Here is a 24,072-nt window from a genome sequence, read left to right on the forward strand (position 1 = left end):
CTGGCTGGCATTTGTCGGAAGCGAGCGACTTGGCCCGAGTGGCGAAGCGGCCCAGGCGAAGCTGAGGGATGATAAGCGGGGCCGAGGACAGGATGTCCGAGGCCGGCCTCTGAGGCAAGGACGCCGAATAGGCCGGGAACCCCGCCCGAGCCCGAAGCTGAGCCGTAGGCCGCTCCACAAGGGCCACGGAGCGAGCGAGACAATGCCAGCCTGCGATAGAGTTATTTTCCGAGGAGGAACATTGTGCAGTGACCCTGGAAGAATTAGTAGCTGCGATAGATGTTATCGACCGCGGCGGCGACCGGCAGGTTTCCCTGGCCGGGCTCCATTATGATTCCCGGCAGGTGCAGCCTGGTTTTCTTTTTGTGGCCATCAAAGGTTTTAAGACCGACGGCCATTTATATATTAACCACGCCCTGGCTAGAGGCGCGGTAGCCGTCGTCCTGGAGGAGGAAGTCCCCCTGCCTCCCGGGGTGGCCTGGGTACGGGTAAGTAACAGTCGCCGGGCCTTAGGAATGCTTGCGGCCCGTTTTTACGGATATCCCAGCCACCGGTTGCGCCTCATCGGGGTAACCGGCACCAACGGCAAGACTACGACCACCCACCTCATCCAGGCGGTGCTGGAGGGCGCCGGCCGGTCTACCGGTTTGCTGGGCACCATCGCCAACCGCCTGGGCGATAAGGTCTTACCTGCCGTCCACACCACCCCGGAAGCCCTGGACTTGCAGGCCCTCCTGCACCAGCTGGTTAACCTCGGTGCTCAAGGGGTAGTCATGGAAGTATCCTCCCATGCCCTGGCCCTGCACCGGGTGGAAGGGGCCGAGTTTGACGTGGCCGTCTTTACCAATTTGACCCAGGATCACCTGGACTTCCACCAGGACATGGAGGACTACTTTCAAGTTAAAGCCAGGCTCTTCCAGGCCCTGGGCAAGGGCGTTAAAGAACGACCTAAATACGCTGTTATCAACGGCGATGATGCCTATAGCGCCCGCTTAATAACCTTGACCCCGGTAGCGGTGGTTACTTATGGCTGCAGTCCTGAATGCCAGGTCCGGGCCCGGGATATAAATTTAACGGCGGGCGGCGCTACCTGCCGGGTGACCTGGGCGGGAGGAGAAGTGGAACTCAACCTCAAACTCACCGGTCGCTTTAATATTTATAATGCCCTGGCGGCCTTTACCGTAGCCTGGCAGGAAGGCCTTGACCCCCTGAGAGCCGCGAAAACTTTAGGTGAAGTCAGGGGTGTACCCGGCCGCCTGGAGCAGGTGCGCCAGGGCCAGCCTTTCACTGTGCTCGTCGATTATGCCCATACCCCCGACGGCCTGGAGAATGTCCTCCAGGCGGCCCGCCAGGTAACACGGGGAAACCTGATTGTAGTTTTCGGTTGCGGCGGCAACCGGGACCGGGGCAAGCGTCCCCAGATGGGTAAAGCAGCCGCCCGGTTAAGCGATTACTGCATTATTACTTCTGATAACCCACGCGATGAAGATCCGGAGGCCATTATAGCTGATATTCTTCCCGGGGTAGAGGAAGTACCGGGCGCCCGCTACCAGGTGGTGGTGGACCGGCGCCGGGCCATTGCCGCGGCCCTGGCCCGGGCCCGGCCAGGGGATATGGTGGTTATTGCCGGCAAGGGACATGAGACCTACCAGATCGTCAAAGGCCAGGCCCTGCCCTTTGATGACCGCCAGGTGGCCAGGGAAGAACTGGCAGCCCTGGGTTATAGCGGGGAGGGATCTTCATGTTAGTGGCCATGGCCGGGGAAATATGTGCCGCCGTTCAAGGCCGGCTGGTTGGCGGGGAAGGGACAACCCCGGTCATGGGGGTCAGCACCGACAGCCGCTCCATCAAGCCGGGGATGCTTTTTATTGCTCTTAAAGGGGAGCGCTTTGACGGCCATGACTTTATAGGGGCGGCCCTGGCCGGTGGCGCGGCGGCAGTTATAGGTGAACATTTCCCCACGGAAGTTGTGGCCGGCCGGCAGCCGGTACAGGCCCTGATCCAGGTGGATGACACCCTCCAGGCCCTGCAACGGCTGGCCGCTTACCACCGGCAGAAAAATTTTACCGGTCCCCTCATCGCCGTAACCGGCTCCAGCGGCAAGACCACGACCAAAAATCTGGTGGCCGCCGTGTTAAGTACGGGTATGAAGGTTTTAAAGACCCCGGGCAATTTTAACAACGAGATTGGCCTGCCCCTGACCCTTTTAAGCCTGGCACCGGAACACGAGGCCGCCGTGGTAGAGATGGCCATGCGGGGGCCAGGAGAGATAGCTGCCCTTTGTGCCATCGCCCGGCCCACCATGGGCATCATAACCAATATCGGTACGGCCCACCTGGAACGCCTGGGTTCAGTGGCCAATATCGCTGCGGCCAAGGGGGAACTCCTGGCCGCCCTGCCCCCCGGAGGGGTGGCCATTTTAAACGGCGACGACGCATGGTGCCGCAGGCTGGCAGCCACCTGCCCCTGCCGGGTAATCTTTTACGGTATCAGGAGCCGGGTGGACGTCATGGCCCGGGACATAACCGTCCTGGGAGCGCAGGGCACGGCCTTTACCGCCGTTTTTCCCGGCGCTGAGATGCGGCTGCAAATACCGGTGCCGGGCCTGCACAATGTCTATGATGCCCTGGCGGCCCTGGCCGCCGGCTACATCTTAAACCTGGATCCGGGCACCATGACCGCCGGGCTGAAAAACTGGCCGGCTGAGAACTTACGCCAGGAGTTGCGGCCGGGGCCGGGGGGCTGCCTGGTTTTGAACGATGCCTACAACGCCAACCCCGAGTCCATGCAGGCCGCCCTCCAGGTCCTGGCCAGTTTGCCGGGCCGCAAGGTGGCCGTCCTGGGGGATATGCGCGAACTGGGACCCGCGGCACCGGCCCTCCACCGGGAGGTGGGCAGGTTTGCCGCCGCCACAGGTCTTTTCCGCCTGGTTACCGTGGGGGAACTGGCCCGGGAAATAGCGGTCGGGGCAATAGCTGCCGGCATGCCAGCGGGACAGGTTTTCAGCTGCGCCAGCCACCGGGAAGCAGCAGGGCACCTGGGCGACCTGGGGGCCGGGGATGTCGTCCTTTTTAAAGGCTCCCGCCTGGCGGGCATGGAGCAGGTCCTGGCCGCCTGGGAGGAGGAGGTCAATGGCTGAGGCTTTAAAAACCCTGGGCCTGGCGGCGGCGATAACCATTATCCTGGGGCCGGCGGTGATTGCTGTCTTAAGGCGGTTGAAGGCCGGGCAGACAATTCGCAATGACGGCCCCCGCCGCCACTTGGCCAAAACCGGTACCCCGACGATGGGCGGCATTTTATTTTTAACCGCCTTGACCATGGCTTCCCTGATAATGGCCCCGCTTTCACCGTTAATGTTATCGGCCCTGATCCTGACCTGGGGTTATGCTTTGATTGGCCTTGCTGACGATGGTTTGAAGGTAGTTTTTCACCGCCCTCTAGGCCTTTACGCCCGCCAGAAGCTGGGCGGCCAGGTGCTCCTGGGCCTGGTGGCCGGGGTGGTGGCCATGCTCTGGCTGGGCCGGGGCAGCGCCCTCCAGGTACCCTTAACCGGCTTAACCCTGGACCTGGGCTGGTCTTACCCGCTGCTGGCGGCCCTGCTCCTGGTGGCTACAACTAACGCCGTTAACCTGACGGATGGGCTGGACGGCCTGGCGGCCGGCATTACCCTCTGGGTGGCCCTGGCCTACGTTCTCATAGCCCTGGCCGGCGGGGAGCGGGAGATGGTAATATTTGCTGCCGCCCTGGCGGGAGGATGTCTGGGTTTTTTAGCGTATAATTTTCATCCAGCGAAGGTTTTTATGGGTGATACGGGTTCCCTGGCCCTGGGGGCGGCCATCGGCTTCCTGGCCATTATGACCCGGACGGAACTGGTATTGCCGGTCCTGGGTGGGGTTTACGTTATCGAAGCCCTTTCGGTGATCCTGCAGGTAGCGTCCTTTCGCCTTACCGGCCGGCGCCTCTTTCGCATGAGCCCCCTGCACCATCACTTTGAACTGGCCGGCTGGCCGGAAACGAGAGTAGTGCTTTTTTTCTGGTTCCTGGCCATAGTTCTGGCTGCAGCCGGGCTTTATGTTTTAACTATTTAAAAGTGGACAGGAAGAAGGTAGAAAAATGTCCTGGCAGGGGAAAAAAGTACTGGTAGTAGGCCTGGGAAAAAGCGGCCGGGCAGCAGCAGCCGAACTGGCCCGGCTGGGCGCCAAGGTTACTGCCTGTGATTACAAATTGCTGGAGGGGGAAGAATTAGATGCTTTAAGCCGGGCCGGGGTGGAGCTTATCTTAGGCCGCTACCCGGAGGTAGCTTTGCTGCGACCCTACCTGGTGGTAACCAGTCCTGGCGTGCCCTCCTGGGAACCGCCCCTGGCCGAGGCGCGGCAACTGGGGATTCCCATCTGGAGTGAACTGGAGCTGGCCTATCGCCTGCTGCCGCCTGGGGTAAAGATAGCGGCCGTTACCGGGACCAACGGCAAGACAACTACTACGGCCCTGTGCGGCCAGATCCTCCAGGATGCCGGCCTGCCGGCGGTAGTGGGGGGTAATATCGGCATTCCCCTGGTAAAGGAAATAAGAGAGGTAATCCCGGAGGGCTATGTCGTCTGCGAGGTTAGCAGTTTCCAGCTGGAGGCCATAGCTGCTTTCCGCCCGCGGGTGGCAGTGATCCTGAATATTACCCCGGACCACCTGGACCGCCATGGAGATCTGGCCAGCTACATAGCTGTCAAAGCTCGCATCATGGCCTTTCAGGAGCCGGAAGATTTTGCCGTTTTAAATTACGATGACCCCGCGACCCGGGAACTGGCTAACAAATCAAAAGCGCAGGTGTTATTTTTCAGCCGCCAGCAGCGGCTGGAGCGGGGAGCCTTTCTCAAAGACGACGTAATTTACGCCAATCTTGGCGGCGGGGAAGTCAAGCTGTGCCACCGGGAAGAGCTTTCTTTAAAAGGCAGCCATAATCTCGAGAACTGCCTGGCAGCTTCCCTGGTGGCCCTGGCCCTGGGGGTAAAGCCGGAACAGTTAATGGACACTCTAAAAACCTTCCCCGGCGTTCCCCACCGCCTGGAACGGGTAGCCGGGGTGGGCGGCGTCCTCTATATAAACGATTCCAAAGGAACCAACCCCGAGGCTACCATGAAGGCCCTGGAGGCCTATCCCAACCCTCTGGTCCTTATTGCCGGGGGGAGAAACAAGGGTAGTGACTTTACCCCGCTGGCCCGGAAAATGGCCGGCCGGGTTAAGTACCTGGTCCTGGTGGGCGAAGCGGCTCCGGACCTGGAGCAGGCAGCCAGGGGGGCAGGGATTAAGCATATTTACCGGGCCTCCGACTTTAAAGATGCCGTCCTGGAGGCAGCCCGGCGAGCCTTACCGGGGGACATCGTCATGCTCTCGCCGGCCTGCGCCAGCTGGGATATGTTTAAAAACTACGAAGAACGGGGCGACCTGTTTAAAAGTATAGTACTTGAACTGGCAGGAAACAGCTACGGAGGAGTCATTCATGGCGGCGAGCCGCAACCATCGAAAGAATGAAAATTGCGGGCTGGCATTTGTCTGAAGCGAGCGAGCTTCTACCGAGCGGCGAAGCGGCCGCAGGCTGTGCCGCGGAGCGAGGGCGGGGCCGAGGACAGAGAGGCCTTCGGCCGGATTCTAAAGGCAAGGATGCCGAATAGGCCGGGAACCCCGCCTTAAGCCCTGGCTGAGCCATAGGCCGCTCCGCGAGGACTTTGGTGCGAGCCAGACAATGCCAGCCTGTAACAAAGTTATTTTCGGGGGAGGTAATCATCATGCGCCGTAGGGCAGGGCCCATTGATTTCTGGATCTTACTGCCGGCTGTGCTCCTGCTCGGGATAGGGATTATCATGGTTTTCAGCGCCAGCGCCCTTACTTCCTCCTACAACTATGGCGATGCCTTCTACTTTTTAAAACGCCAGCTGGCCTGGTCGGCCATAGGCTTGAGCGGGCTTTTTTTTACCATGCAATGCGACTACACCCATTTACGCCGCCTGGCAACGCCTTTTCTGGGCCTGGCCATTATCCTCCTGATGCTGGTCTTAATTATCGGCACCGCTTCCCGAGGTTCGGCCCGCTGGCTGGGAGTAGGCTCCCTGAGTTTCCAGCCTTCGGAAACCATTAAACTAGCCATGGTCATCTTCCTGGCAGCCAGCCTGGCCCAGAACCGCCAGCGCCTCCATTCCCTGGCGCAGGGGATAGGTCCCTATCTTGCCCTGATGGCCCTGGTTTGTCTCTTAATCCTGGCTCAGCCCGACCTTGGCACGGCTGTGGCCGTGGCCGGGACCACCTACCTGATGTTGATGGTAGCCGGGGCCGATAAGGGTCACCTGGCTCTCCTGGCGGCCCTGGGGGTAGCGGCAGTGGCCCTGGCCATTGTCATTGCCCCTTACCGCATGGCCCGCTTTACGGCCTTTCTAGACCCCTGGGCTGACCCCCAGGGGAAGGGTTACCAGACCATCCAGTCCCTGCTGGCCATTGGCTCCGGCGGCCTCTTCGGTACCGGCCTGGGCCAGGGACGCCAGAAGCTCTATTATGTCCCCGAAAACCATACGGACTTTATCTTTGCCATCCTCAGCGAAGAGCTGGGGTTTATCGGCGCCGCCCTGGTGGTTATCCTGTTTTTAATCCTGGTCTGGCGGGGTTTCCATACGGCCTTTAAAGCTCCCGATGCCTTTGGCAGTTTCCTGGCCGCCGGCCTGACCATTATGCTGGCCCTCCAGGCCCTGATCAATATGGGGGTGGTCACCGGCCTGCTGCCGGTAACGGGGATTACCCTGCCCCTGCTCAGCTACGGCGGTTCTTCCTTGATCTTTTCCTTACTGGGTGTCGGCATCTTACTCAATATATCCCGCTATGCCCAGCACTGACTCGTACGCCAGTGCTGGATTAGAGGTGACCTGACTTTGCGAATTATTATTACCGGCGGGGGCACCGGGGGTCACGTCTACCCGGCCCTGGCCATTGCCCGGGGCCTGCACCAGGCCCGGCCGGAGGCAGAATTATTGTATATTGGTACAGCCAGGGGGCTGGAAGCAGATGTTGTCCCCAGGGCTGGCCTGCCTTTTGCAACCATTACCGTCCAGGGACTGGAGCGGCGCCGTATCTGGAAAAACGTTCCTGCCCTGGCGAAAATAATCCGGGGCCTGGGGGAAGCCTGGTTCCAGGTGCGGCGCTTCCGGCCTGAGCTGGTTGTAGGTACCGGCGGCTACGTCAGTGGCCCGGTGTGCTTGGCCGCGGCCCTGCAGGGCATACCGGTGGTTCTCCATGAACAGAATGCCTTTCCCGGCCTGACCAACCGCCTGCTGGCTACCATGGCCCGGGCCGTTTGCCTGACCTTCCCCGAGGCGGCCGGCCGTTTCTCCCGCCGCGCCCGACTGGTAACCACGGGCCTGCCGGTACGACCGGAAATTCTCCGGGCCGACCGTAGCGTTAGCCGCCAGCAACTGGGGCTCCGGGAAGCCCAGTTATTCATAGTGGTTGTCGGCGGCAGCCAGGGGGCCAAAAGCATTAATCAAGCCATGTTGCCGGTATTGAAAGAATTGGCCGGGCGGCCTGCCGTGAGTATACTCCAGGTAACAGGGCGCCGTGACTACGAAGTTTACCTGCAGCAGGTCCGGGAACGGGGAATAGACCTGGACAAATATGGCAATATTACCATTAAACCCTATATTTATGATCTGGAACATGCCCTGGCGGCAGCCGACCTGGTAATCGGGCGGGCAGGGGCTTCTTTTTTGGCAGAGATCCTGGCCAGGGGCTTGCCTTCCATCTTGATCCCTTACCCCCACGCTGCCGCCAACCACCAGGAGTATAACGCCCGCGCTGTGGCCAGGAAGGGGGCGGCCATCCTCATCCTGGACCGGGAACTTAAAGGCGGACGTCTCCACCAGGCCATCAACCATCTCCTGGCTGATCGCGGGCGCCTGCAGGCCATGGCAGCAGCAGCGGTGAGATTGGGCCGGCCTGATGCCCTGGAGGCCATCTTAGAGGTAATTTTAGCTGAACTGGACAGATCTAAAGGTTAAATTCAACACAGGACAAGCTCATGCCCTGCCTTGTTATCCTCCCATGCCAGTAGCCGGCCTCACGGATGGCGAGCAAGGGAGGACACCTCTGCCCAGGCACCTGTTATGCAGGCTATGCATATGATGCAAATGTAGCAGCCAGGGCGGGAGGAGCTCCGCAGGAAGGAGATGAAAGATTTGGGAGCAGGGGGTTGGACCCACTTCGTCGGCATTGGCGGGGTGGGTATGAGTGGCCTGGCCCAGCTGTTGCTGGTCCAGGGTTACCGGGTATCCGGCTCGGACCTCAAGGAAAATCATTTTACCCGGCAACTGGCAGCGCAGGGTGCTGTAATCTACCATCGCCATGAAGCCGGGAATATAGCTCCCGCGGTACAGGAGGTTGTTATATCCTCGGCAGTGCCGCCTGACAATCCGGAAGTTATTGCCGCCCGCCACCGGGGTTTACCCGTTATCAAGCGCGGGGAACTGCTGGCCCGGCTATTTAACGCCCGGCGTGGTATTGCTGTGGCCGGTGCTCACGGTAAAACCACGACTTCGGCCCTGGTAGCTCTGGCCCTGAAGGAAGCCGGCCTGGACCCGGCAGCCGTTATTGGCGGTTATGTCCGCGAATTTGAGAGCAATACCCTGCCGGGGAGGGGACCTTATTTTGTCGCCGAGGCCGATGAAAGCGACGGTTCTTTTTTATGGCTAAAGCCGGAAATCGCCCTGGTAACCAATATTGAGAGTGATCACCTGGATCACTACGGTAGCCTGGAAAGGATCGTCGCCGCCTTTGCCGCATTTTTGGACCAGGTCCGGCCGGGTGGCAAGGCCGTTTTATGTACCGAAGATCCCCGGGTGGCGGAGATTGCTGCCGGGAGCGGGCGGGTGGTAATTACTTATGGCTTTAGTGGTGAGCCCGATTACCGGGCCGGCGAAGTAACCTTGAGTGGCCTGGGGGGACGCGCTGGCATATATTACCATAACCACTACCTGGGAGAACTGGTTTTGAAGGTACCGGGGCGTCATAATATTTTGAATGCCCTGGGGGCTATCGCGGTAGCCCACCAGCTGGAGATACCTTTTCCGGTCATCGCCCGGGCCCTGGGGGCTTTTCGGGGTGTAGGCCGGCGCTTTGAGGTCCTCTGGGATGATGGTACTACCCGGGTGGTTGATGACTATGCTCACCACCCGACGGAAATCGAGGCTACCCTGGCGGCGGCCGGCCAGGTGGGAGCGCAACGGGTAGTGGCCGTCTTCCAGCCCCACCGTTATACCCGGACCTATCACCTCTACCGGGAATTCGGTCGTGCCTTTAACCGGGCTGATGTCGTTATTATTAATGATATTTATGCGGCCGGGGAAGAGCCCCTGGACGGAGTAACTTCCCGGCTCATTCTGGACGAAATCAAAAGAAACGGGCACCCGCAAGTCTATTACCTGCCTACCCTGGAAGAAACAGTGGCCTTTCTAAAAAAATCCTGTACTGCCGGGGACCTGATTTTAACCATGGGCGCAGGTGATATCTGGCGGGTAGGGGTTGAGCTGGCCCGCTTCCTGGCGGCGCAACAGGCTTTATCTGAGGTGGGCGCTGGCAGATGCATTTAGCGACCCTGGCGCGCGAACTACAGCAGGGTTTACGGGGAGAAGTATTGATCAACGAACCCCTGGCCCGCCACACAACCTGGCGCATAGGCGGGCCGGCCGATTTGCTCGCCCGGCCCGCAACCAGGGAAGAACTTGATTTTTGCCTGGGTTTCGCGAGGCAAAAGGGTTTACCCCTGCATATTATGGGTAACGGCTCCAATCTTTTAGTTCGTGATGGTGGTGTCCGCGGCCTGGTGGTCCAGACCAGAGCCTGGCGCCAGGTTCTGGTCCAGGGCCGGGTCATAAGGGCTTGCGCCGGCACCCTCATTGCCCGGGTGCTAGATGTAGCCGGCCGGGCCGGCCTGGGGGGCCTGGAGTTTGCTGCCGGCATCCCGGCTACCATTGGCGGGGCCGTGGTGATGAATGCCGGTACCCCGGAGGGCTGCCTGGGAGATATTGTCCGGGGGGTGGAGGTAATTGCCCCGGACGGCAGCCGGCATTACCTGGAGCGTCGGGAGATAACCTTTAGCTACCGCTCCAGTTCCTTACGCCGGGAGGGGACGGTAGTGGCCGTCGATTTAGCAATGACTGCCGGTGATCCCCGGGTAATCCAGGAGAGGGTGCGAAAAAATCTCGAGGGACGGCGGGCCAGGCAGCCCCTGGAATGGCCCAATGCCGGCAGCGTCTTTAAAAACCCGGCGGGCTATTATGCGGGTCAACTGATTGAAGAGGTGGAGGCCAAGGGGTGGCAGGCCGGCCAGGCGCAGGTGTCGACCAAACACGCTAACTTTATCATTAACCTGGGGGGGGCTACGGCTGCCGATGTCCTGGAACTCATAGCCAGGATCCAGGAGGCGGTAGCCAGGGCTTTCGGGATCAACCTGGAACTCGAAGTGGAAATTTGGGGTGATAGCCAGTAACTGGAGTGGCTACTATCCTGGCGGCTAACCGCCGTAAGCCGTATTTTTGGAGGGATAGGCCTTGGAGTGTCTGGTCATCAATGGGGGGCGACGCCTGGAAGGGGTGGTGGCCGTCAACGGGGCCAAAAATGCGGCTTTACCCATTATGGCGGCCATGCTCCTGGCAACAGGCGAGTGCACTTTGAGGCGGGTACCCAGTCTGCAGGATGTTACTGTGATGGCGGCTGTCATCCGCTCCCTGGGACTAAAGATAGAACGGAGTAATACTACCCTGCATGTGAGCCCGGCAACGGTTACGTTGCCCGAAGTACCGGCGGACTTGATGCGGCAACTCAGGGCTTCCAACCTGGTCATGGGCCCCCTCCTTGGTCGCTATCACTACTTCCGGGTTCCCTATCCCGGCGGTTGTGCCATCGGCTCCCGGCCCATGGACCTGCACCTGAAAGGTTTTACGGCCATGGGCGCTGAAGTAACGGAAAGACAGGGCTACATTGAGGCCAGGACGACCGGCCTCCAGGGAACTACCATCTACCTGGACTTTCCCAGCGTCGGGGCGACAGAAAACCTGATGATGGCCGCCGTCCTGGCTGAGGGGGTTACCATCCTCCACAATGCCGCCCGGGAACCGGAAATCGTCGACCTGCAGGATTTCCTTAATAGCCTGGGAGCCCGGATTCAAGGCGCCGGCCAGGATACCATCCGCATTGAAGGGGTTAAAGAGCTTAAACAGGCAGACTACCAGATTATCCCGGACCGCATTGAAGCCGGCACCTTCCTGGCGGCAGCGGCCGGAACCGGCGGCGATGTATTTGTGCAGGATTGCCAGGCGGAACACCTCCTGGCCGTCCTGGCCAAGCTAACAGAGATGGGGGCGAGGATTACGGTTAAAAGGGACGGCATTCGCCTCCAGGGGCCGGCACGTTTAAAGGCCGTCGACTGTAAGACTTTACCCTACCCGGGTTTTCCTACCGATATGCAGCCCCAGCTCATGGCCCTGATGACGGTAGCCAGCGGGACCAGCGTTCTGGTGGAGAGCATCTTTGAAAATCGTTTCAAACATGCCGCTGAATTACGGCGTCTGGGAGCCGATATTAAAATTGAAGGGCGGGTAGCAGTAATCAACGGCGTCCCGGGACTAAGCGGCTGCCTGGTGGAAGCTTCCGACCTGCGGGCCGGGGCGGCCCTGGTAATTGCCGGTCTCATGGCCGAAGGGCAAACCCGGTTGGAAGGCGTTTACCACCTGGACCGGGGCTATGAACAACTGGAAGTCCGCCTCAGGAGCTTGGGGGCGGATATCCGGCGACAGAATGGAAAGTAAGGGGTAAGAAGTTAGAAGACGTCTCACTTCTTACCCTCCATCTAGTGGACAGGCCTTCATTTTCTGGTATAATGGCAGTAAATGAGGTGGGTAGATGGTTGTCCAGGCCCATTCACCCCGGGTTTACCGGCGGCGCCGGCAGCGGGTGCGCCGATTATTGTTTTTCTTGTTAACGGTAGTGGCCTTATTTTATTTTATCCATTCTGGTTTCTTTAGCCTGGAAAACATAGAGATTACCGGAAACAAGTATATCCCAACGGCTGAATTGGAAAATTTAATTGGCGTGGCCAGGGGCATTAACCTCTGGCAGGTGGATACTGCCGCGATAGCCAAACGCCTGGCCACCCATCCCCTGGTAGCTAAGGCCAGGGTAAGTCGTCGCTGGCCCCGCACCCTGGCCGTCCAGATCGAGGAAAGGACACCGGTGGCTATCCTGGTGCAGGATGGTAGCTTTTTACTGGTCGATGGCAGCGGTGTGGTCATGGAAAGGATACCGCGTATAGGCCACTTACAGTTGCCACTCATTTCCGGGCTGGGCAAGCTGGAGAACACCGGTCCCGGCAGGGAGATTAACCATGCCGGCCTGCAGGCTGCCCTGGCAGTGATCCGGCAGATGCCACCTGGAGATTTAAACCAGCTGCAGGAAATAATAGCCTCTTCCCCTGTTAACCTGCAGCTAATCTGGGCGGGCAATATCCTGGTCAAGTTTGGCGACGGGCAACAGGTGGCGGAAAAGTTCAGCAGGTTGCATGAAGCCCTCCAGGGCCTTGCCGGCAGGGAGGCTGTTGATTATATTGATGTTAGCTTTGCGGGAGCGCCGGTAGTAAAATTTAACCAGCCTGAAAAACAGGGGAAGAAGGGATGAAGAAAGATGTGGATACCCTTAATCGGCCTTATCTTAGGAGTATTGATGGGCCTCCTGCTGCCCGTAAAGATACCGGTCGTCTACAGCAAGTATATGTCGGTGGCCGTCCTGGCGGCCCTGGATTCCGTTTTTGGGGGCTTGAGGGCCAGCATGGAGGAGAACTTTGATAATGCCATTTTCCTGACGGGCTTTTTTTCCAATACTTTGCTGGCAGCCTTTTTAGCCTATATAGGTGACCAGCTGGGGGTTGAGCTATATCTGGCGGCCGTCCTGGTCTTTGGCGTGCGTTTATTCCAGAACCTGGCTATCATCCGGCGCCATTTGCTAAAAAGGTAAGAAAATCTATTGCAAAAAAAGGGAAAGCGGAAGTTATGTTGAATTCTCCTTCTTAAAGAAGGCCGGGGAGCCTGGAGGTGCCAGAGTTTGCCCAAGGATAACGTGGTGGTCGGTCTCGATATAGGCACCACCAAGGTGGTGGCAGTAGTGGCGGAAGTCACGCTACAGGGCCGCCTGAATATCATTGGCCTGGGGGAAACACCGTCCGGGGGCTTGCGCAAAGGTATAATTGTCGATATTGAAAATACAGCCCGGGCCATTGAAAAAGCGGTGGAACAGGCCGAGCGCATGAGCGGTTGCCGTATTGCTTCAGCCTTTGTTGGCCTGACAGGTCCCCATATCGGCTCCGTTAACAACCGCGGGGTAGTAGCCGTTACCGGTGAAGACGGTGAAGTCGGGCCCGAGGATGTGGAGCGGGTCCTCCAGGCAGCCCGGGTAATACCCCTGCCGGCCGACAGGCGGATCATCCATGTACTACCGCGCCAGTATATTGTCGATGGCTATGACGGCATCATGGACCCGATCGGCATGAGCGGTTCGCGTCTGGAAGTGGAAACCCAGATTGTCACCGCTGCCGGGGCTGCCGTCCAGAATACCCTGAAAAGCGTGCAACGGGCCGGCCTGGCAATCGCGGAACTGGTATTAAATCCCCTGGCTTCGGCTGAGGCGGTACTCCAGCAGGCAGAAAAGGAACTGGGTACCGTGGTGGTCGATATCGGTGGCGGCACGACGGAAATTGCCGTGATCTCCCAGGGGTGCCTGTGGTTTGCCGCCGTCCTGCCTATAGGCAGCGAGCATATAACCAGTGACCTGGCGGTGGGTTTACGTACCCCTCTTACCCAGGCCGAGGCTATAAAAAAGGAACACGGATGTGTCCTGGCGGAGCTGGCAGCTGAAAATGAATTTATCGAGGTGCCGGCGGTAGGGGGCAAGGAGAAAAAGCGGGTACCCAAAAAGATGCTGGCGGCTATTATCGAGCCCCGGGTAGAGGAGATTTTTACCCTTGTCCGCCGGGAGATTAACGGCTCCCATTTCCAGGGCCTTTTACCGGGAGGGGTGGTCTTGACAGGTGGCGGCGCTTTACTCGAGGGGATAACCCAGCTGGCCGGCGAGGCCCTGGCCATGCCGGTCCGCCTTGGCTGGCCGGAGCATAGCGGCGGGCTGGCCGATATGGTGGCTTCTCCGGCTTATGCCACCGCGGTGGGCCTGGTGAATTATGGCGCCGGTCGCCTGGCCCATACCCAGGCTGCCGCCGGCCGGGAAGTTATCTGGGAAAACTTCTGGGCGAAGATTAAAAACTGGTGGCGCGAGCTTTTTTAAATTACAAAGGAGGAGTTCCGGGTGCTGGAATTTGAGGATGGCGATCTCAATCAATTTGCTGCCATTAAGGTGGTGGGAGTAGGTGGAGGCGGCAATAACGCCGTTAACCGGATGATTGCTGCCGGTCTGCGGGGAGTAGAATTTATCAGCGTTAATACGGATGCCCAGGCCCTGCGCCTTTGCCAGGCCGAACAAAAGATCCAGATTGGGGCCAAGTTGACCAAAGGCCTGGGGGCGGGGGCTAATCCGGAAATCGGTAAAAAGGCGGCGGAAGAAAGCCGGGAAGAGCTGGCCCAGCGCCTGCAGGGGGCCGATATGGTTTTTGTCACTGCCGGCATGGGGGGCGGCACGGGTACCGGTGCGGCGCCGGTGGTGGCCCAGGTCGCCAAGGAGGCCGGAGCCCTGACTGTTGGTGTTGTCACCCGTCCTTTTAGCTTTGAAGGCCGGAAACGGGCCAGCCAGGCCGAAGCTGGTATAGCCGAGTTAAAGACAAAGGTTGACACCCTGATTATTATCCCCAACGACCGGTTGCTACAGGTAGCCGACAAGCAGACCTCTATCCTGGAGGCCTTCCGTATTGCGGATGACGTTTTGCGCCAGGGCGTCCAGGGCATTTCCGACCTGATTGCCGTGCCTGGCTTGATCAACCTGGATTTTGCCGATGTCAAGACCATTATGTCTGATGCCGGTTCGGCCCTGATGGGTATAGGCAGGGCTACCGGCGAAAAAAGGGCCGCGGAAGCAGCCAGGATGGCCATTTCCAGCCCCCTGCTGGAAACCTCCATCGAAGGGGCCCGCGGTGTGCTGCTAAACATTACCGGGGGCACCAACCTGGGCCTGCTGGAAGTTAATGAGGCGGCTGAAATCGTGGCCGCGGCGGCCGACCCGGAAGCGAACATAATTTTTGGCGCCGTCATTGATGAAAGCTTGAAGGATGAAATCCGCATTACCGTCATTGCTACCGGTTTTGAAGCCGTGCCAGCAGCCCAGAAAGAGGCGGCGGCAACCCGTGATGCGGATCTCAACATTAAGCCCTTTAATATTGACGACCTGGACATACCGGCCTTCCTGCGGCGAAGGTAATACTTTCGCTAAGGCCGCTTAACCCCCGTTAAAGCTCGCTCGCTACATATAAAGCCAGCCTTTTACCATTTTTCATTCTCCAGCAAACTACTCCTTCCGTTAGGACATAATTTTCCCGCCCATGTGGCGTGGTACTGTTGCTTAAACCTGTTACCCGGGTAACAGGTTTTTTCCTGTCCACCATCTGACAAAATATTCCATAACCGGGTTATATAATAAATATGGTTATGAAACTGCCATAATGCTCATATCATGGTAATAATTAGTGTAACCTCCGGGGAAGGGAGGCTGGTCTACCTGTGGTTTATTTAGATGTCCTGCTGGCCATTAACCTGGTTATGGATTACCTCATCCTCTGGACAACGGCCAGGCTGGGACAGCTGGCAACTACCGGCTGGCGGCTGCTGGCCGGGGCAGCGGTAGGAGCAGTTTATTCTCTGGTCATCCTGTTTCCCGGTGGCGAATGGAAGCAGGTCCTGCTTGTCAAAATTTTATTTTCCGTAATTATGGTCCTGGTAGCCTTCTACCCCTTAAACGGGCGGCGGTTTCTCCAGGCCCTGGTCTATTTTTACCTGGCGGCCTTTGCCATGGGTGGGGCGATGCTGGGGGCTGTTTACTTGGCCGACGGGGAGGCGGCAACACCCGTCATGGGGGGAACGCTGGTCCTGGTCCATAATATCCGTTACACGTGGCTGCTGGTGGCCGTGGCGGCTGCCGGGATGCTGGCCGTTTTCGGGACAGGCTGGCTAAAAAAAAACTTCTGGCAGCAGGTACTGCGTTTGCCCGTGATCATAACCTTTGCCGGCCGGCAGCGGGCCTTAAAGGCCCTGGTTGATACCGGCAACAGCCTGCGGGATCCATTTACCCAGCGGCCGGTAATCATTGTAGAATACAGCGCCCTGAAGGGCCTCCTCCCGGAAGAGATTATCAAACACTACAGCAGCCAGGAGGAGCCCGACCTGGAAAGCCTGATAAAGTCCCTGGCCAGTTCGCCCTGGGCGACAAGGCTACGCCTGTTACCCTACCATTCCCTTGGCCAGAGCCATGGTATGTTGCTGGGTCTTAGACCCGATGAAGTAATCGTCATCACAAATGAACGCATGATCAGGATAAAAGATGTGATGGTGGGCCTGTACCGGGAGCGGCTGTCGCCGGAAGGAAATTACCGCGCGTTATTACACCCGGATTTGCTGCAAATCAGTATGGGCCTCTAAGGGGGGGAAGAGCTCATGCAGCAGCTATTTATAATGGCGAAATTAAAAATACAGGAGTTTTATGGCCGCCTGGTAGTAAGGTTGAAATGGCTGGGCGAAGTTTTTTATGTCGGCAGCAGTGAAGCCCTGCCACCCCCCCTTTCCAGCGATGAAGAGATGAGCCTTCTCCTGCGCCTGGAGGACGGCGACGCCGGTGTAAAAACCGTACTTATCGAGCGCAACCTGCGCCTGGTAGTCTACATTGCCCGCAAATTTGAAAATACCGGCGTGGGGATTGAAGATCTGGTTTCCATTGGTACCATCGGCCTCATTAAAGCCGTCAATACCTTTGACCCTAAGAAGCGCATCAAGCTGGCCACCTATGCTTCCCGCTGTATTGAAAATGAAATTTTAATGCACCTGCGGCGCAATAATAAGACGCGGGCCGAGGTTTCCTTTGACGAGCCGTTAAACATTGACTGGGACGGCAATGAGCTTTTGCTCTCCGATGTCCTGGGTACTGATAATGATATTATTTATAAATCCATTGAAGAAGAGGTCGACCGCAAGCTCCTGCAGATGGCCATGCGGAAACTCTCGGCCCGGGAGCGCAAGATCATGGAATTTCGTTTTGGCCTCCTGGACGGCGTGGAAAAAACCCAGAAGGAGGTAGCCGACATCCTGGGCATCTCCCAGTCCTACATTTCCCGCCTGGAAAAACGGATTATCAAACGCCTGCGTAAAGAAATCGCCCGGATGGAATAAGGGGAGCTTAAAATAGCTCCCTTTATTTTGCCCTTTTGCCGGGCCGGTATAAAAGCAGGGAGGCATGGTAATAATTATCCCAGAGCCACCGTCAGGAGGTTTCTCGCCAGTGATGCTCAATAAAGTAGAAATTTGCGGTGTGAATACCTCCAAGTTACCCTTGCTGACCAGCGAGGAGATGCGGCAGCTTTTTGAGGCCATGCAAAAGGGGGAACCGGAGGCCCGGGAAAAGCTCATTAAAGGCAATTTACGCCTGGTCCTGAGCGTCATCCAGCGCTTTACCAACCGGGGCGAGTATGTCGACGATCTTTTCCAGGTAGGCTGCATCGGCCTGATGAAGGCCATCGATAACTTTGACCTGAGCCAGAATGTCAAGTTTTCCACCTATGCCGTACCCATGATCATCGGGGAGATCAGGCGTTACCTGCGGGATAATAATCCCATCCGGGTAAGCCGCTCTTTGCGGGATATTGCCTACAAAGCCCTCCAGGTAAGGGACGTGCTGGTAAATAAACTGGCCCGGGAACCTTCGGTAACGGAAATTGCCAGGGAAATCAATATCCCCCAGGAAGAAGTAATTTTTGCCCTGGATGCCATCCAGGAACCGGTATCCCTCTTTGAGCCCATCTACCATGACGGCGGCGATCCCATCTATGTCATGGACCAGATAGGTGATGAAAAAAACCAGGATGGTAGCTGGCTGGAAAGCATAGCCATCCGGGAAGCCCTGAATAAATTAAACCCCAGGGAGCGCCTGATTTTATCCCTGCGCTTCTTTGAAGGTAAAACCCAGATGGAAGTAGCCGATGAAATCGGCATCTCGCAGGCCCAGGTTTCCCGGCTGGAAAAAGCCGCCCTCCAGCATATGCGCAAATATATTTGATTTCCAATTTACGGAGGTGTCAAGGAGTGTCTTTATTGAAGAGGTCGATATTATTCTTTGTCCTGGCCGGCTTATTATTCCTCGGCGGGGAAGCGGCCTGGAGGGGCAGGGAGGTAGCGGTACCGGCCTATAACTCCCATAACTTAATCCGGCTCCACGTCATTGCCAACAGCGACACTACTGCCGACCAGGAATTGAAACGTCATGTCCGCGACGCCGTCCTGGCCAGTATCGGCCGGAGCGTGGCCGCAGCCGGGGATATTGGTGCCGCCAGGCAGCTGGTCAGTCATAACCTGGCCGCCATTACAGCTGCGGCCGAGGCGCAAATCCGGCGGGAAGGGCAAAATTATACCGTCAGGACGGAATTCGGTGACTTTGCTTTCCCCACCAGAGCTTACGGGGATATAACTCTCCCGGCAGGAAACTACGAAGCCGTCCGCCTGGTGATTGGCGCCGGTAAAGGGGAAAACTGGTGGTGCGTCCTGTTCCCGCCCCTGTGCCTGGTAGATGCCGCCGGTAAAGTAACTGATGCTGCCCTTACCAGCCGGCCGGTAATGGCCGGGGAGGAAGGGCGGGCAAAAATCCGGGTAGGATGGAAGATTTTAGAGATATTTCAATCCTCACGCCACCGCCTGGCGGGATTATGGCCTTAAACCAGCAACGCTGGTTTTTTCTTTTTTGGCCTTCAGGTCCTATCCGGGTCATATAATTTAATATAACAGGGAAGACCCCGGGCTACAGCCGGAGGTGGTGAGCGTGATCCGGGTGACCGAACTGCGCCAGCGGGAGGTAATCAATGTCATTGATGGGCGGCGGCTGGGAACAATCAAAGATATTGACCTGGACCTGGAGGCCGGACGGGTAAAGGCTTTAATCGTACCCGGACAGGGAGGCAGGTTTTTTTTCTTTTTTGGCCGGGACGAAGATTTAATCATCCCCTGGGAAAACGTAGTTAAAGTAGGAATTGACGTTATCCTGGTAGAAAGTTATAGCTGCACGGCTCCTGTGCACCGGGAAAAATAGAGGTGTAATATGTGGCCGGGCTGCGTGCCGAACAGGTGATTTATGATATAATAAAGGCCAGGGGTGGTTTTTCTTTGGCTCCCTTGATCAGGGAAAATATTAATGGGATTGACTGCTGGCGAGAGGCCTTCCTCGAGGAACAGGCGCCGGTCCGGGCTTATTTCAGCGGCCGGGCCGGAGGCTGCAGCCAGCCCCCCTATGATACTTTGAACCTGGGTTTGCACGTGGGTGATGCCCCGGCAGCGGTACTGGCCAACCGGCGCCGGCTGGCGGGGGCCCTGGACCTGCCCCTGGAGGAGTGGGTAATCGGCGAGCAGGTCCATGGTAACAGGGTGGCCCTGGTGGGACGGCAGGATGCCGGCCGGGGTGCCGGGGAATTGGCTACGGCCCTGCCGGGTGTTGATGCCCTGGTGACCGCTGCACCGGGGGTTACCCTGGTGGCCTTTTTTGCCGACTGCGTACCCCTTTACCTGGTGGACCCGGTAAGGGGTATTATAGGCCTGGCCCACGCCGGCTGGAAGGGCACGGTCTTACAGGTGGGAACCCGAGTGGTGGCCAGGATGGTGGCAGCATATAACAGTGACCCCGCCGAACTCCTGGCAGCCATCGGACCGGCCATCGGGCCCTGCTGCTACCAGGTAGATCACCGGGTGGCGGGGGCAGTCAAGGAGCATCTCCCCTGGGCCGGCGAAGTTTTAACGCCCGACGGGCCCGGCCACTACCGCCTGGACCTTCCCCGGGCCAACTACCTGGAACTCCTGGCCGCAGGACTAAAGCCGGAGCATATTACCAGCGCCGGTCTCTGTACCTGCTGCCGGGCCGGCACCTTTTTCTCTTACCGGGCGGCTGGTGGCCCTACCGGGCGCCAGGCAGCATTATTATCCCTCTTGAGGTAGATATTATGAGGCCAGCTTATAATCCAGCCCTCCCGGCCCGGCCACGGCAACGCCGGCGGCGGGGGCGTTTTATCTTGCCGGTCCTGGGCTTGATGCTTTTTGCCCTGGCGGCCTGGCTGGGTTGCCAGCAGGTCGTTAAGGCCATTGCCTGGCACTTTTTAAAGGTCGAACGGGTTGATTACGGCGTCCTGGAGGACACCCTCCCCCTGGAGGTTTTTATTGCCAGGGAAGAGGAGGTCCTGGTAGCCCCGGCCACGGGGGCCTTAGTCCCGGTAGTACCAGAAGGGGAGCGGGTACCGGTAGGAGCTACCATTGCCCGGCTTTTACCCGTGGCAGCCGCACCGCCAGGGCAGGGTCCCCTGGAAATCAAAGCCTCCTTTCCCGGCCAGGTTTCCTACCACACCGACGGCCTGGAAAAGGCCCTGCAGCCGGCCAGCCTGGGCAATATCAATTACCAGGAACTAAAGCGCCTGGTGGAACTGGCCGGCCCGGTGACGGCGGAGGGCCAGGTGAAAGCCGGTACGGCCATCGGCCGCCTGGTCAACAACCTGGCTCCCCTGGCCGTGTATGCCCCCCTGGCAGACTTCCCCCCCGGCTGGCAGGCAGGCAAAAGGGTAAATCTTAAATTGCCGGGGTCCGGGGACGAGGTCCGGGCCAGCATTACCCGGTTGCAGGATGAAGGCCGGCAGAAGGCCGTCCTCATGACCATTGCCTCCTGGGACGAGCGCTGGCTTAAACCCCGCCGGCTGGAAGTAGCTGCGGTATTGAACCGTTACCGGGGGATAATATTACCGGCTGCTGCTTTGAGTAGCGGGCCAGGGGGAGCAAAGGGGGTCTACCTCCTGGGGGACCGGGGGATCAAATGGCAGCCGGTTAGCATTGAAGGCCAGGTAGGGGACAGGGTGGCCGTCCGGGGCCTGGAAGCCGGGACGGAAGTGGTTGTCACCCCTGGTCTGGTCCGGTGGCTGCGTAATTAGAAGCGGGGAGTCTAGCAGGATTTAATATAAAGATGTAGAAATTATAGAGGATTGGCGGAGGAAAAAAGATGGTTAACCTGGCAGAAAATATCGCCCTGGTACGGGAAAGGATGGCCGCTGCCGCCCGCCGCAGCGGGCGGCGGCCGGAAGAGATAACCCTGGTGGCGGTGACGAAAACTATTCCCCCGGAGCGCATCCAGGAGGCCGTAAGTTTAGGTCTCAAAGACCTGGGGGAAAACCGGGTCCAGGAACTCCTGGCCAAGCAGCCCTACATAACCGGTGGCAACTGGCACCTGATCGGTCATCTCCAGCGCAATAAAGCCCGCCAGGTATGGGATAAGGTGTGCCTGATCCATTCCATTGACAGCCTGGAACTGGCCCGGGAACTGGACAGGCGGGCCATGGCTGCCGGGCGCCGGGTTAATATCCTCCTGGAGGTTAATGTGGCCGGGGAGGAGAGTAAATTTGGCCTGGCACCTGAAGCGGTAATCCCCTTCGTGCGGGAAATCACGGGGTTTACAGGCCTCCGCCTTCTGGGCCTGATGACAGTAGCTCCCCTGGTAAAGGAGGCCGAAGAGGTGCGGCCTGTTTTCCGCCGGCTGGCAGAGTTACGGCGGGAAGTGGAAGCCCTGCACCTGCCGGGGGTGGACATGCATTACCTTTCCATGGGTATGACCAACGATTTTGAAGTAGCCATTGAAGAAGGAGCCAATCTGGTGAGAATTGGCACGGCCATCTTTGGTCCCCGGGTATAATAAAGCTATGGCGGAGGTGCAACAGCAATGGCCTTTTGGGATGGATTACTTAACTGGCTGGGTTACGGCCATGAAGAAGATGCCCCGGTCACAGACAACCTGGTCAAGGAACCGGAATTGCGCCCAACCCCTCCTAACACCGGGAAAGCTAAGCTGGTAAGCTTACCGACAGCACGCCAGGCCCTGCGCCTGGTTATTGCCCGGCCCCAGTCCTTTGACCAGGCGGCAAACTTAGCGGAGAACCTGAAAAACTACCGGCCGGTAATTGTCAACGTGGAAGCCCTGCCCGTCGATGAGGCCAAGCGGATTATCGACTTTTTAAGTGGTGCTACCTATGCCCTGGGCGGGCGGGTGCGCCGGGTAACGAGCGGCATCTTTTTATTTACCTCCAGCAATATTGATTTGAGCGGTGACCTGGAAGAGCAGGTGACAGGCGGAAGCAACTGGCTGGAAGCAGCCGGCCGCAAGTGACCAGGGGGGGCTTATTTATGGAGGGTAATATTGGCTTTTTGGGCGCCGGCGCCATGGGCGAGGCACTGATTCGTGGCCTGGTGCAGGGCCGGGTGGTACCACCGGAGAGAATCCTGGCTTACGACATCCGCCGGGAAAGGCTACAGGAACTGCAGCAAACTTATGGCTTGCAGGCCGTGACCGGCAGGGAAGAACTGGTAAGAAAGGCTGATATCATCATCCTGGCCGTCAAACCCCAGAATGTGAAGGAGGCCCTGGCAGGCCTTGAGGTCGGGAAGGGGAAACTGGTAATCTCCATTATTGCCGGCATTACCCTGGCCGGGCTGGCAACTTACCTTGGGGAAGTGCCAGTAGTGCGGGTGGTGCCCAATACTCCCGCCCTGGTAGGGGAGGGTATGACTGCCCTGGCAGCCAACAAATTTGTCCGGCCGGAAGCCCTGGAGGAGGCCATGGCTATTTTCCGCTCCGTCGGCCGGGTCATGGTTTTACCGGAGGAACAGCTCAATGCCGTCACCGGTTTGAGCGGCAGCGGGCCGGCCTATATTTATATGCTTATTGAAGCCCTGGCCGACGGCGGCGTGCGCCAGGGGCTTACCCGGCCGGTGGCTTTAGAACTGGCGGCCCAGACCGTCCTGGGAGCGGCGCGGATGGTGCTGGCTACCGGCGAACACCCGGGGGTCCTGAAGGATAAAGTAACTTCGCCGGCGGGAACCACCATCGCCGGCCTGGCCGTCCTGGAAGACCGGGGTATGCGGGGAGCCATCATCCGGGCGGTGGAGGCAGCCACCCTCCGGGCCGAGAGTTTAAGTAAGGAGTAGAGTTCATGCCAACTTTAGCAATCTTAATTCGAGTCGCCTTTGAGGTGTTAAACTGGCTGATTATTGCCCGCATCCTCATATCCTGGTTTCCCCATGACCCCTATCACCCCGTTATGCGTTTTATTTACGAAGTTACCGAACCGGTCCTGGCCCCCTTTCGCCGCCTCATGCCGCGGACCAGTATCCCCATTGACTTTTCCCCCATTATCGCCGTCCTGGTTTTACAGCTGGTTGAACGCCTGCTCATCAGTTTTATTCTGCGCCTGGGATAGGAGAGGGACATCATGCTGACACCCCTGGATATCAACAAAAAAGAATTCCACCGGTCTTTTCGCGGCTACAGCTGCGAAGAGGTTGATGAATTCCTGGAGCAGGTCTTGCGGGACTATGGCCAGGTCTTCCGGGAAAACCAGGAGTTGCGGGAAAAAAACCTGCGCCTGACAGAGGAACTGGAACGTTATGCCCGCCTGGAACAAACCCTCAAGGATGCCCTGGTCATGGCCCAGCAAACAGCCGACGAAATGCGCCAGAACGCCCAGCGGGAAGCGAGCCTGATCTTACAAGAGGCGGAGAATAAAGCCCGGGAGATTTTAAACCAGGCCCGGCTGCAGGTGGAAAAGGCCGAGCGCTACCAGAGCGACCTGGAAGCCAGGGCCGCCGCCTTTAAAATGCGCCTGCGTTCCTTCCTCCAGGCCCAGCTGGAACTCCTGGCCACGGAAGAAGTGGCAGCCGCCGCCGTAACCGATGGGCAACCGGCTGGGATACAAGACCCTCATGCCGCTAACGCGGCACCATCAGAAGGATGAAAATAACGGGCTGGCATTTGTTTGGAGCGAGTAAAAACAATGCCAGC

The 24,072-nt window shown here is 58.4% G+C and carries 25 protein-coding genes; all 25 read left to right on the forward strand.

Annotated features, from left to right (window positions below; genetic code table 11):
• Nucleotides 1–248 precede the first annotated feature (248 nt).
• On the forward strand, nucleotides 249–1,748 hold the full coding sequence (locus MGLY_RS11500; protein ID WP_156273982.1) for a UDP-N-acetylmuramoyl-L-alanyl-D-glutamate--2,6-diaminopimelate ligase: 1,500 nt from the start codon (nucleotides 249–251) through the stop codon (nucleotides 1,746–1,748).
• Complete coding sequence (locus tag MGLY_RS11505) at nucleotides 1,742–3,139, forward strand: UDP-N-acetylmuramoyl-tripeptide--D-alanyl-D-alanine ligase (RefSeq protein WP_156273984.1); 1,398 nt, start codon at nucleotides 1,742–1,744, stop codon at nucleotides 3,137–3,139. The genes MGLY_RS11500 and MGLY_RS11505 overlap by 7 nt, the downstream gene beginning before the upstream one ends.
• On the forward strand, nucleotides 3,132–4,088 hold the full coding sequence (mraY, locus tag MGLY_RS11510; protein ID WP_156273986.1) for a phospho-N-acetylmuramoyl-pentapeptide-transferase: 957 nt from the start codon (nucleotides 3,132–3,134) through the stop codon (nucleotides 4,086–4,088). The genes MGLY_RS11505 and mraY overlap by 8 nt, the downstream gene beginning before the upstream one ends.
• A gap of 25 nt (nucleotides 4,089–4,113) precedes the next feature.
• Entirely contained in the window at nucleotides 4,114–5,523 is a 1,410-nt protein-coding gene (gene murD, locus MGLY_RS11515) for a UDP-N-acetylmuramoyl-L-alanine--D-glutamate ligase (RefSeq protein WP_156273988.1), read from the forward strand.
• A 254-nt stretch (nucleotides 5,524–5,777) separates the two neighbouring features.
• Nucleotides 5,778–6,872, forward strand: coding sequence for a putative lipid II flippase FtsW (gene ftsW, locus MGLY_RS11520; RefSeq protein ID WP_156273990.1), 1,095 nt, complete (start codon nucleotides 5,778–5,780; stop codon nucleotides 6,870–6,872).
• A gap of 36 nt (nucleotides 6,873–6,908) precedes the next feature.
• A complete protein-coding gene (gene murG / locus MGLY_RS11525; protein ID WP_156273992.1) occupies nucleotides 6,909–8,030 on the forward strand; it encodes an undecaprenyldiphospho-muramoylpentapeptide beta-N-acetylglucosaminyltransferase in 1,122 nt (373 codons plus the stop codon).
• A 168-nt stretch (nucleotides 8,031–8,198) separates the two neighbouring features.
• Nucleotides 8,199–9,617, forward strand: coding sequence for a UDP-N-acetylmuramate--L-alanine ligase (murC, locus tag MGLY_RS11530; protein WP_156273994.1), 1,419 nt, complete (start codon nucleotides 8,199–8,201; stop codon nucleotides 9,615–9,617).
• Nucleotides 9,608–10,516: a UDP-N-acetylmuramate dehydrogenase gene (gene murB, locus MGLY_RS11535; RefSeq protein ID WP_156273996.1), complete on the forward strand. Its 909-nt coding sequence runs from the start codon at nucleotides 9,608–9,610 to the stop codon at nucleotides 10,514–10,516. The genes murC and murB overlap by 10 nt, the downstream gene beginning before the upstream one ends.
• A gap of 61 nt (nucleotides 10,517–10,577) precedes the next feature.
• Complete coding sequence (gene murA / locus MGLY_RS11540) at nucleotides 10,578–11,834, forward strand: UDP-N-acetylglucosamine 1-carboxyvinyltransferase (protein WP_156273998.1); 1,257 nt, start codon at nucleotides 10,578–10,580, stop codon at nucleotides 11,832–11,834.
• A gap of 94 nt (nucleotides 11,835–11,928) precedes the next feature.
• Nucleotides 11,929–12,699, forward strand: coding sequence for a cell division protein FtsQ/DivIB (locus MGLY_RS11545; protein WP_156274000.1), 771 nt, complete (start codon nucleotides 11,929–11,931; stop codon nucleotides 12,697–12,699).
• 6 nt (nucleotides 12,700–12,705) lie between these two features.
• Nucleotides 12,706–13,035, forward strand: coding sequence for a small basic family protein (locus tag MGLY_RS11550; RefSeq protein WP_156274002.1), 330 nt, complete (start codon nucleotides 12,706–12,708; stop codon nucleotides 13,033–13,035).
• Between the two features lie 87 nt (nucleotides 13,036–13,122).
• Entirely contained in the window at nucleotides 13,123–14,355 is a 1,233-nt protein-coding gene (ftsA, locus tag MGLY_RS11555) for a cell division protein FtsA (RefSeq protein WP_156274004.1), read from the forward strand.
• Between the two features lie 21 nt (nucleotides 14,356–14,376).
• The gene (ftsZ, locus tag MGLY_RS11560; RefSeq protein ID WP_156274006.1) at nucleotides 14,377–15,438 is read left to right on the forward strand and encodes a cell division protein FtsZ; all 1,062 of its coding nucleotides are present in this window, start codon (nucleotides 14,377–14,379) and stop codon (nucleotides 15,436–15,438) included.
• A gap of 299 nt (nucleotides 15,439–15,737) precedes the next feature.
• Entirely contained in the window at nucleotides 15,738–16,652 is a 915-nt protein-coding gene (spoIIGA, locus tag MGLY_RS11565; protein ID WP_170291042.1) for a sigma-E processing peptidase SpoIIGA, read from the forward strand.
• Between the two features lie 33 nt (nucleotides 16,653–16,685).
• On the forward strand, nucleotides 16,686–17,396 hold the full coding sequence (gene sigE, locus MGLY_RS11570) for an RNA polymerase sporulation sigma factor SigE (RefSeq protein ID WP_156276396.1): 711 nt from the start codon (nucleotides 16,686–16,688) through the stop codon (nucleotides 17,394–17,396).
• A 112-nt stretch (nucleotides 17,397–17,508) separates the two neighbouring features.
• The gene (sigG, locus tag MGLY_RS11575; RefSeq protein ID WP_211662150.1) at nucleotides 17,509–18,279 is read left to right on the forward strand and encodes an RNA polymerase sporulation sigma factor SigG; all 771 of its coding nucleotides are present in this window, start codon (nucleotides 17,509–17,511) and stop codon (nucleotides 18,277–18,279) included.
• Nucleotides 18,280–18,314: 35 nt separating this feature from the next.
• On the forward strand, nucleotides 18,315–18,932 hold the full coding sequence (spoIIR, locus tag MGLY_RS11580) for a stage II sporulation protein R (RefSeq protein WP_170291043.1): 618 nt from the start codon (nucleotides 18,315–18,317) through the stop codon (nucleotides 18,930–18,932).
• 103 nt (nucleotides 18,933–19,035) lie between these two features.
• Nucleotides 19,036–19,302 (forward strand): PRC-barrel domain-containing protein, encoded by a 267-nt coding sequence (locus MGLY_RS11585; protein WP_156274010.1) that lies wholly within the window; start codon nucleotides 19,036–19,038, stop codon nucleotides 19,300–19,302.
• Between the two features lie 11 nt (nucleotides 19,303–19,313).
• The gene (pgeF, locus tag MGLY_RS11590) at nucleotides 19,314–20,198 is read left to right on the forward strand and encodes a peptidoglycan editing factor PgeF (RefSeq protein ID WP_170291044.1); all 885 of its coding nucleotides are present in this window, start codon (nucleotides 19,314–19,316) and stop codon (nucleotides 20,196–20,198) included.
• A 5-nt stretch (nucleotides 20,199–20,203) separates the two neighbouring features.
• A complete protein-coding gene (locus tag MGLY_RS11595; protein WP_156274012.1) occupies nucleotides 20,204–21,175 on the forward strand; it encodes a biotin/lipoyl attachment domain-containing protein in 972 nt (323 codons plus the stop codon).
• Nucleotides 21,176–21,243: 68 nt separating this feature from the next.
• Complete coding sequence (locus MGLY_RS11600) at nucleotides 21,244–21,930, forward strand: YggS family pyridoxal phosphate-dependent enzyme (protein WP_156274014.1); 687 nt, start codon at nucleotides 21,244–21,246, stop codon at nucleotides 21,928–21,930.
• Nucleotides 21,931–21,957: 27 nt separating this feature from the next.
• Nucleotides 21,958–22,401: a cell division protein SepF gene (locus MGLY_RS11605; protein WP_156274016.1), complete on the forward strand. Its 444-nt coding sequence runs from the start codon at nucleotides 21,958–21,960 to the stop codon at nucleotides 22,399–22,401.
• A 17-nt stretch (nucleotides 22,402–22,418) separates the two neighbouring features.
• Complete coding sequence (gene proC / locus MGLY_RS11610) at nucleotides 22,419–23,219, forward strand: pyrroline-5-carboxylate reductase (RefSeq protein ID WP_156274018.1); 801 nt, start codon at nucleotides 22,419–22,421, stop codon at nucleotides 23,217–23,219.
• A gap of 5 nt (nucleotides 23,220–23,224) precedes the next feature.
• Nucleotides 23,225–23,491 carry a YggT family protein gene (locus MGLY_RS11615; protein ID WP_054938346.1) on the forward strand — a complete coding sequence of 89 codons (267 nt, stop codon included), beginning with the start codon at nucleotides 23,225–23,227 and terminating at the stop codon, nucleotides 23,489–23,491.
• A gap of 12 nt (nucleotides 23,492–23,503) precedes the next feature.
• A complete protein-coding gene (locus MGLY_RS11620) occupies nucleotides 23,504–24,025 on the forward strand; it encodes a DivIVA domain-containing protein (RefSeq protein ID WP_156274020.1) in 522 nt (173 codons plus the stop codon).
• Nucleotides 24,026–24,072 lie beyond the last annotated feature (47 nt).

The sequence above is a fragment of the Moorella glycerini genome (assembly GCF_009735625.1).
GTDB classification, from domain to species: domain Bacteria; phylum Bacillota; class DSM-521; order Neomoorellales; family Neomoorellaceae; genus Neomoorella; species Neomoorella glycerini.

Coding starts and splice junctions, on each gene's coding strand:
- mraY (WP_156273986.1), top strand. CDS start 3,132: ATGGCTGAGGCTTTAAAAACCCTGGGCCTGGCGGCGGCGATAACCATT.
- MGLY_RS11550 (WP_156274002.1), top strand. CDS start 12,706: ATGTGGATACCCTTAATCGGCCTTATCTTAGGAGTATTGATGGGCCTC.
- proC (WP_156274018.1), top strand. CDS start 22,419: ATGGAGGGTAATATTGGCTTTTTGGGCGCCGGCGCCATGGGCGAGGCA.
- murC (WP_156273994.1), top strand. CDS start 8,199: ATGAAAGATTTGGGAGCAGGGGGTTGGACCCACTTCGTCGGCATTGGC.
- MGLY_RS11605 (WP_156274016.1), top strand. CDS start 21,958: ATGGCCTTTTGGGATGGATTACTTAACTGGCTGGGTTACGGCCATGAA.
- MGLY_RS11620 (WP_156274020.1), top strand. CDS start 23,504: ATGCTGACACCCCTGGATATCAACAAAAAAGAATTCCACCGGTCTTTT.
- murD (WP_156273988.1), top strand. CDS start 4,114: ATGTCCTGGCAGGGGAAAAAAGTACTGGTAGTAGGCCTGGGAAAAAGC.
- sigG (WP_211662150.1), top strand. CDS start 17,509: ATGCTCAATAAAGTAGAAATTTGCGGTGTGAATACCTCCAAGTTACCC.
- MGLY_RS11600 (WP_156274014.1), top strand. CDS start 21,244: ATGGTTAACCTGGCAGAAAATATCGCCCTGGTACGGGAAAGGATGGCC.
- MGLY_RS11615 (WP_054938346.1), top strand. CDS start 23,225: ATGCCAACTTTAGCAATCTTAATTCGAGTCGCCTTTGAGGTGTTAAAC.
- MGLY_RS11595 (WP_156274012.1), top strand. CDS start 20,204: ATGAGGCCAGCTTATAATCCAGCCCTCCCGGCCCGGCCACGGCAACGC.
- murB (WP_156273996.1), top strand. CDS start 9,608: ATGCATTTAGCGACCCTGGCGCGCGAACTACAGCAGGGTTTACGGGGA.
- sigE (WP_156276396.1), top strand. CDS start 16,686: ATGGCGAAATTAAAAATACAGGAGTTTTATGGCCGCCTGGTAGTAAGG.
- MGLY_RS11545 (WP_156274000.1), top strand. CDS start 11,929: ATGGTTGTCCAGGCCCATTCACCCCGGGTTTACCGGCGGCGCCGGCAG.
- ftsW (WP_156273990.1), top strand. CDS start 5,778: ATGCGCCGTAGGGCAGGGCCCATTGATTTCTGGATCTTACTGCCGGCT.
- MGLY_RS11505 (WP_156273984.1), top strand. CDS start 1,742: ATGTTAGTGGCCATGGCCGGGGAAATATGTGCCGCCGTTCAAGGCCGG.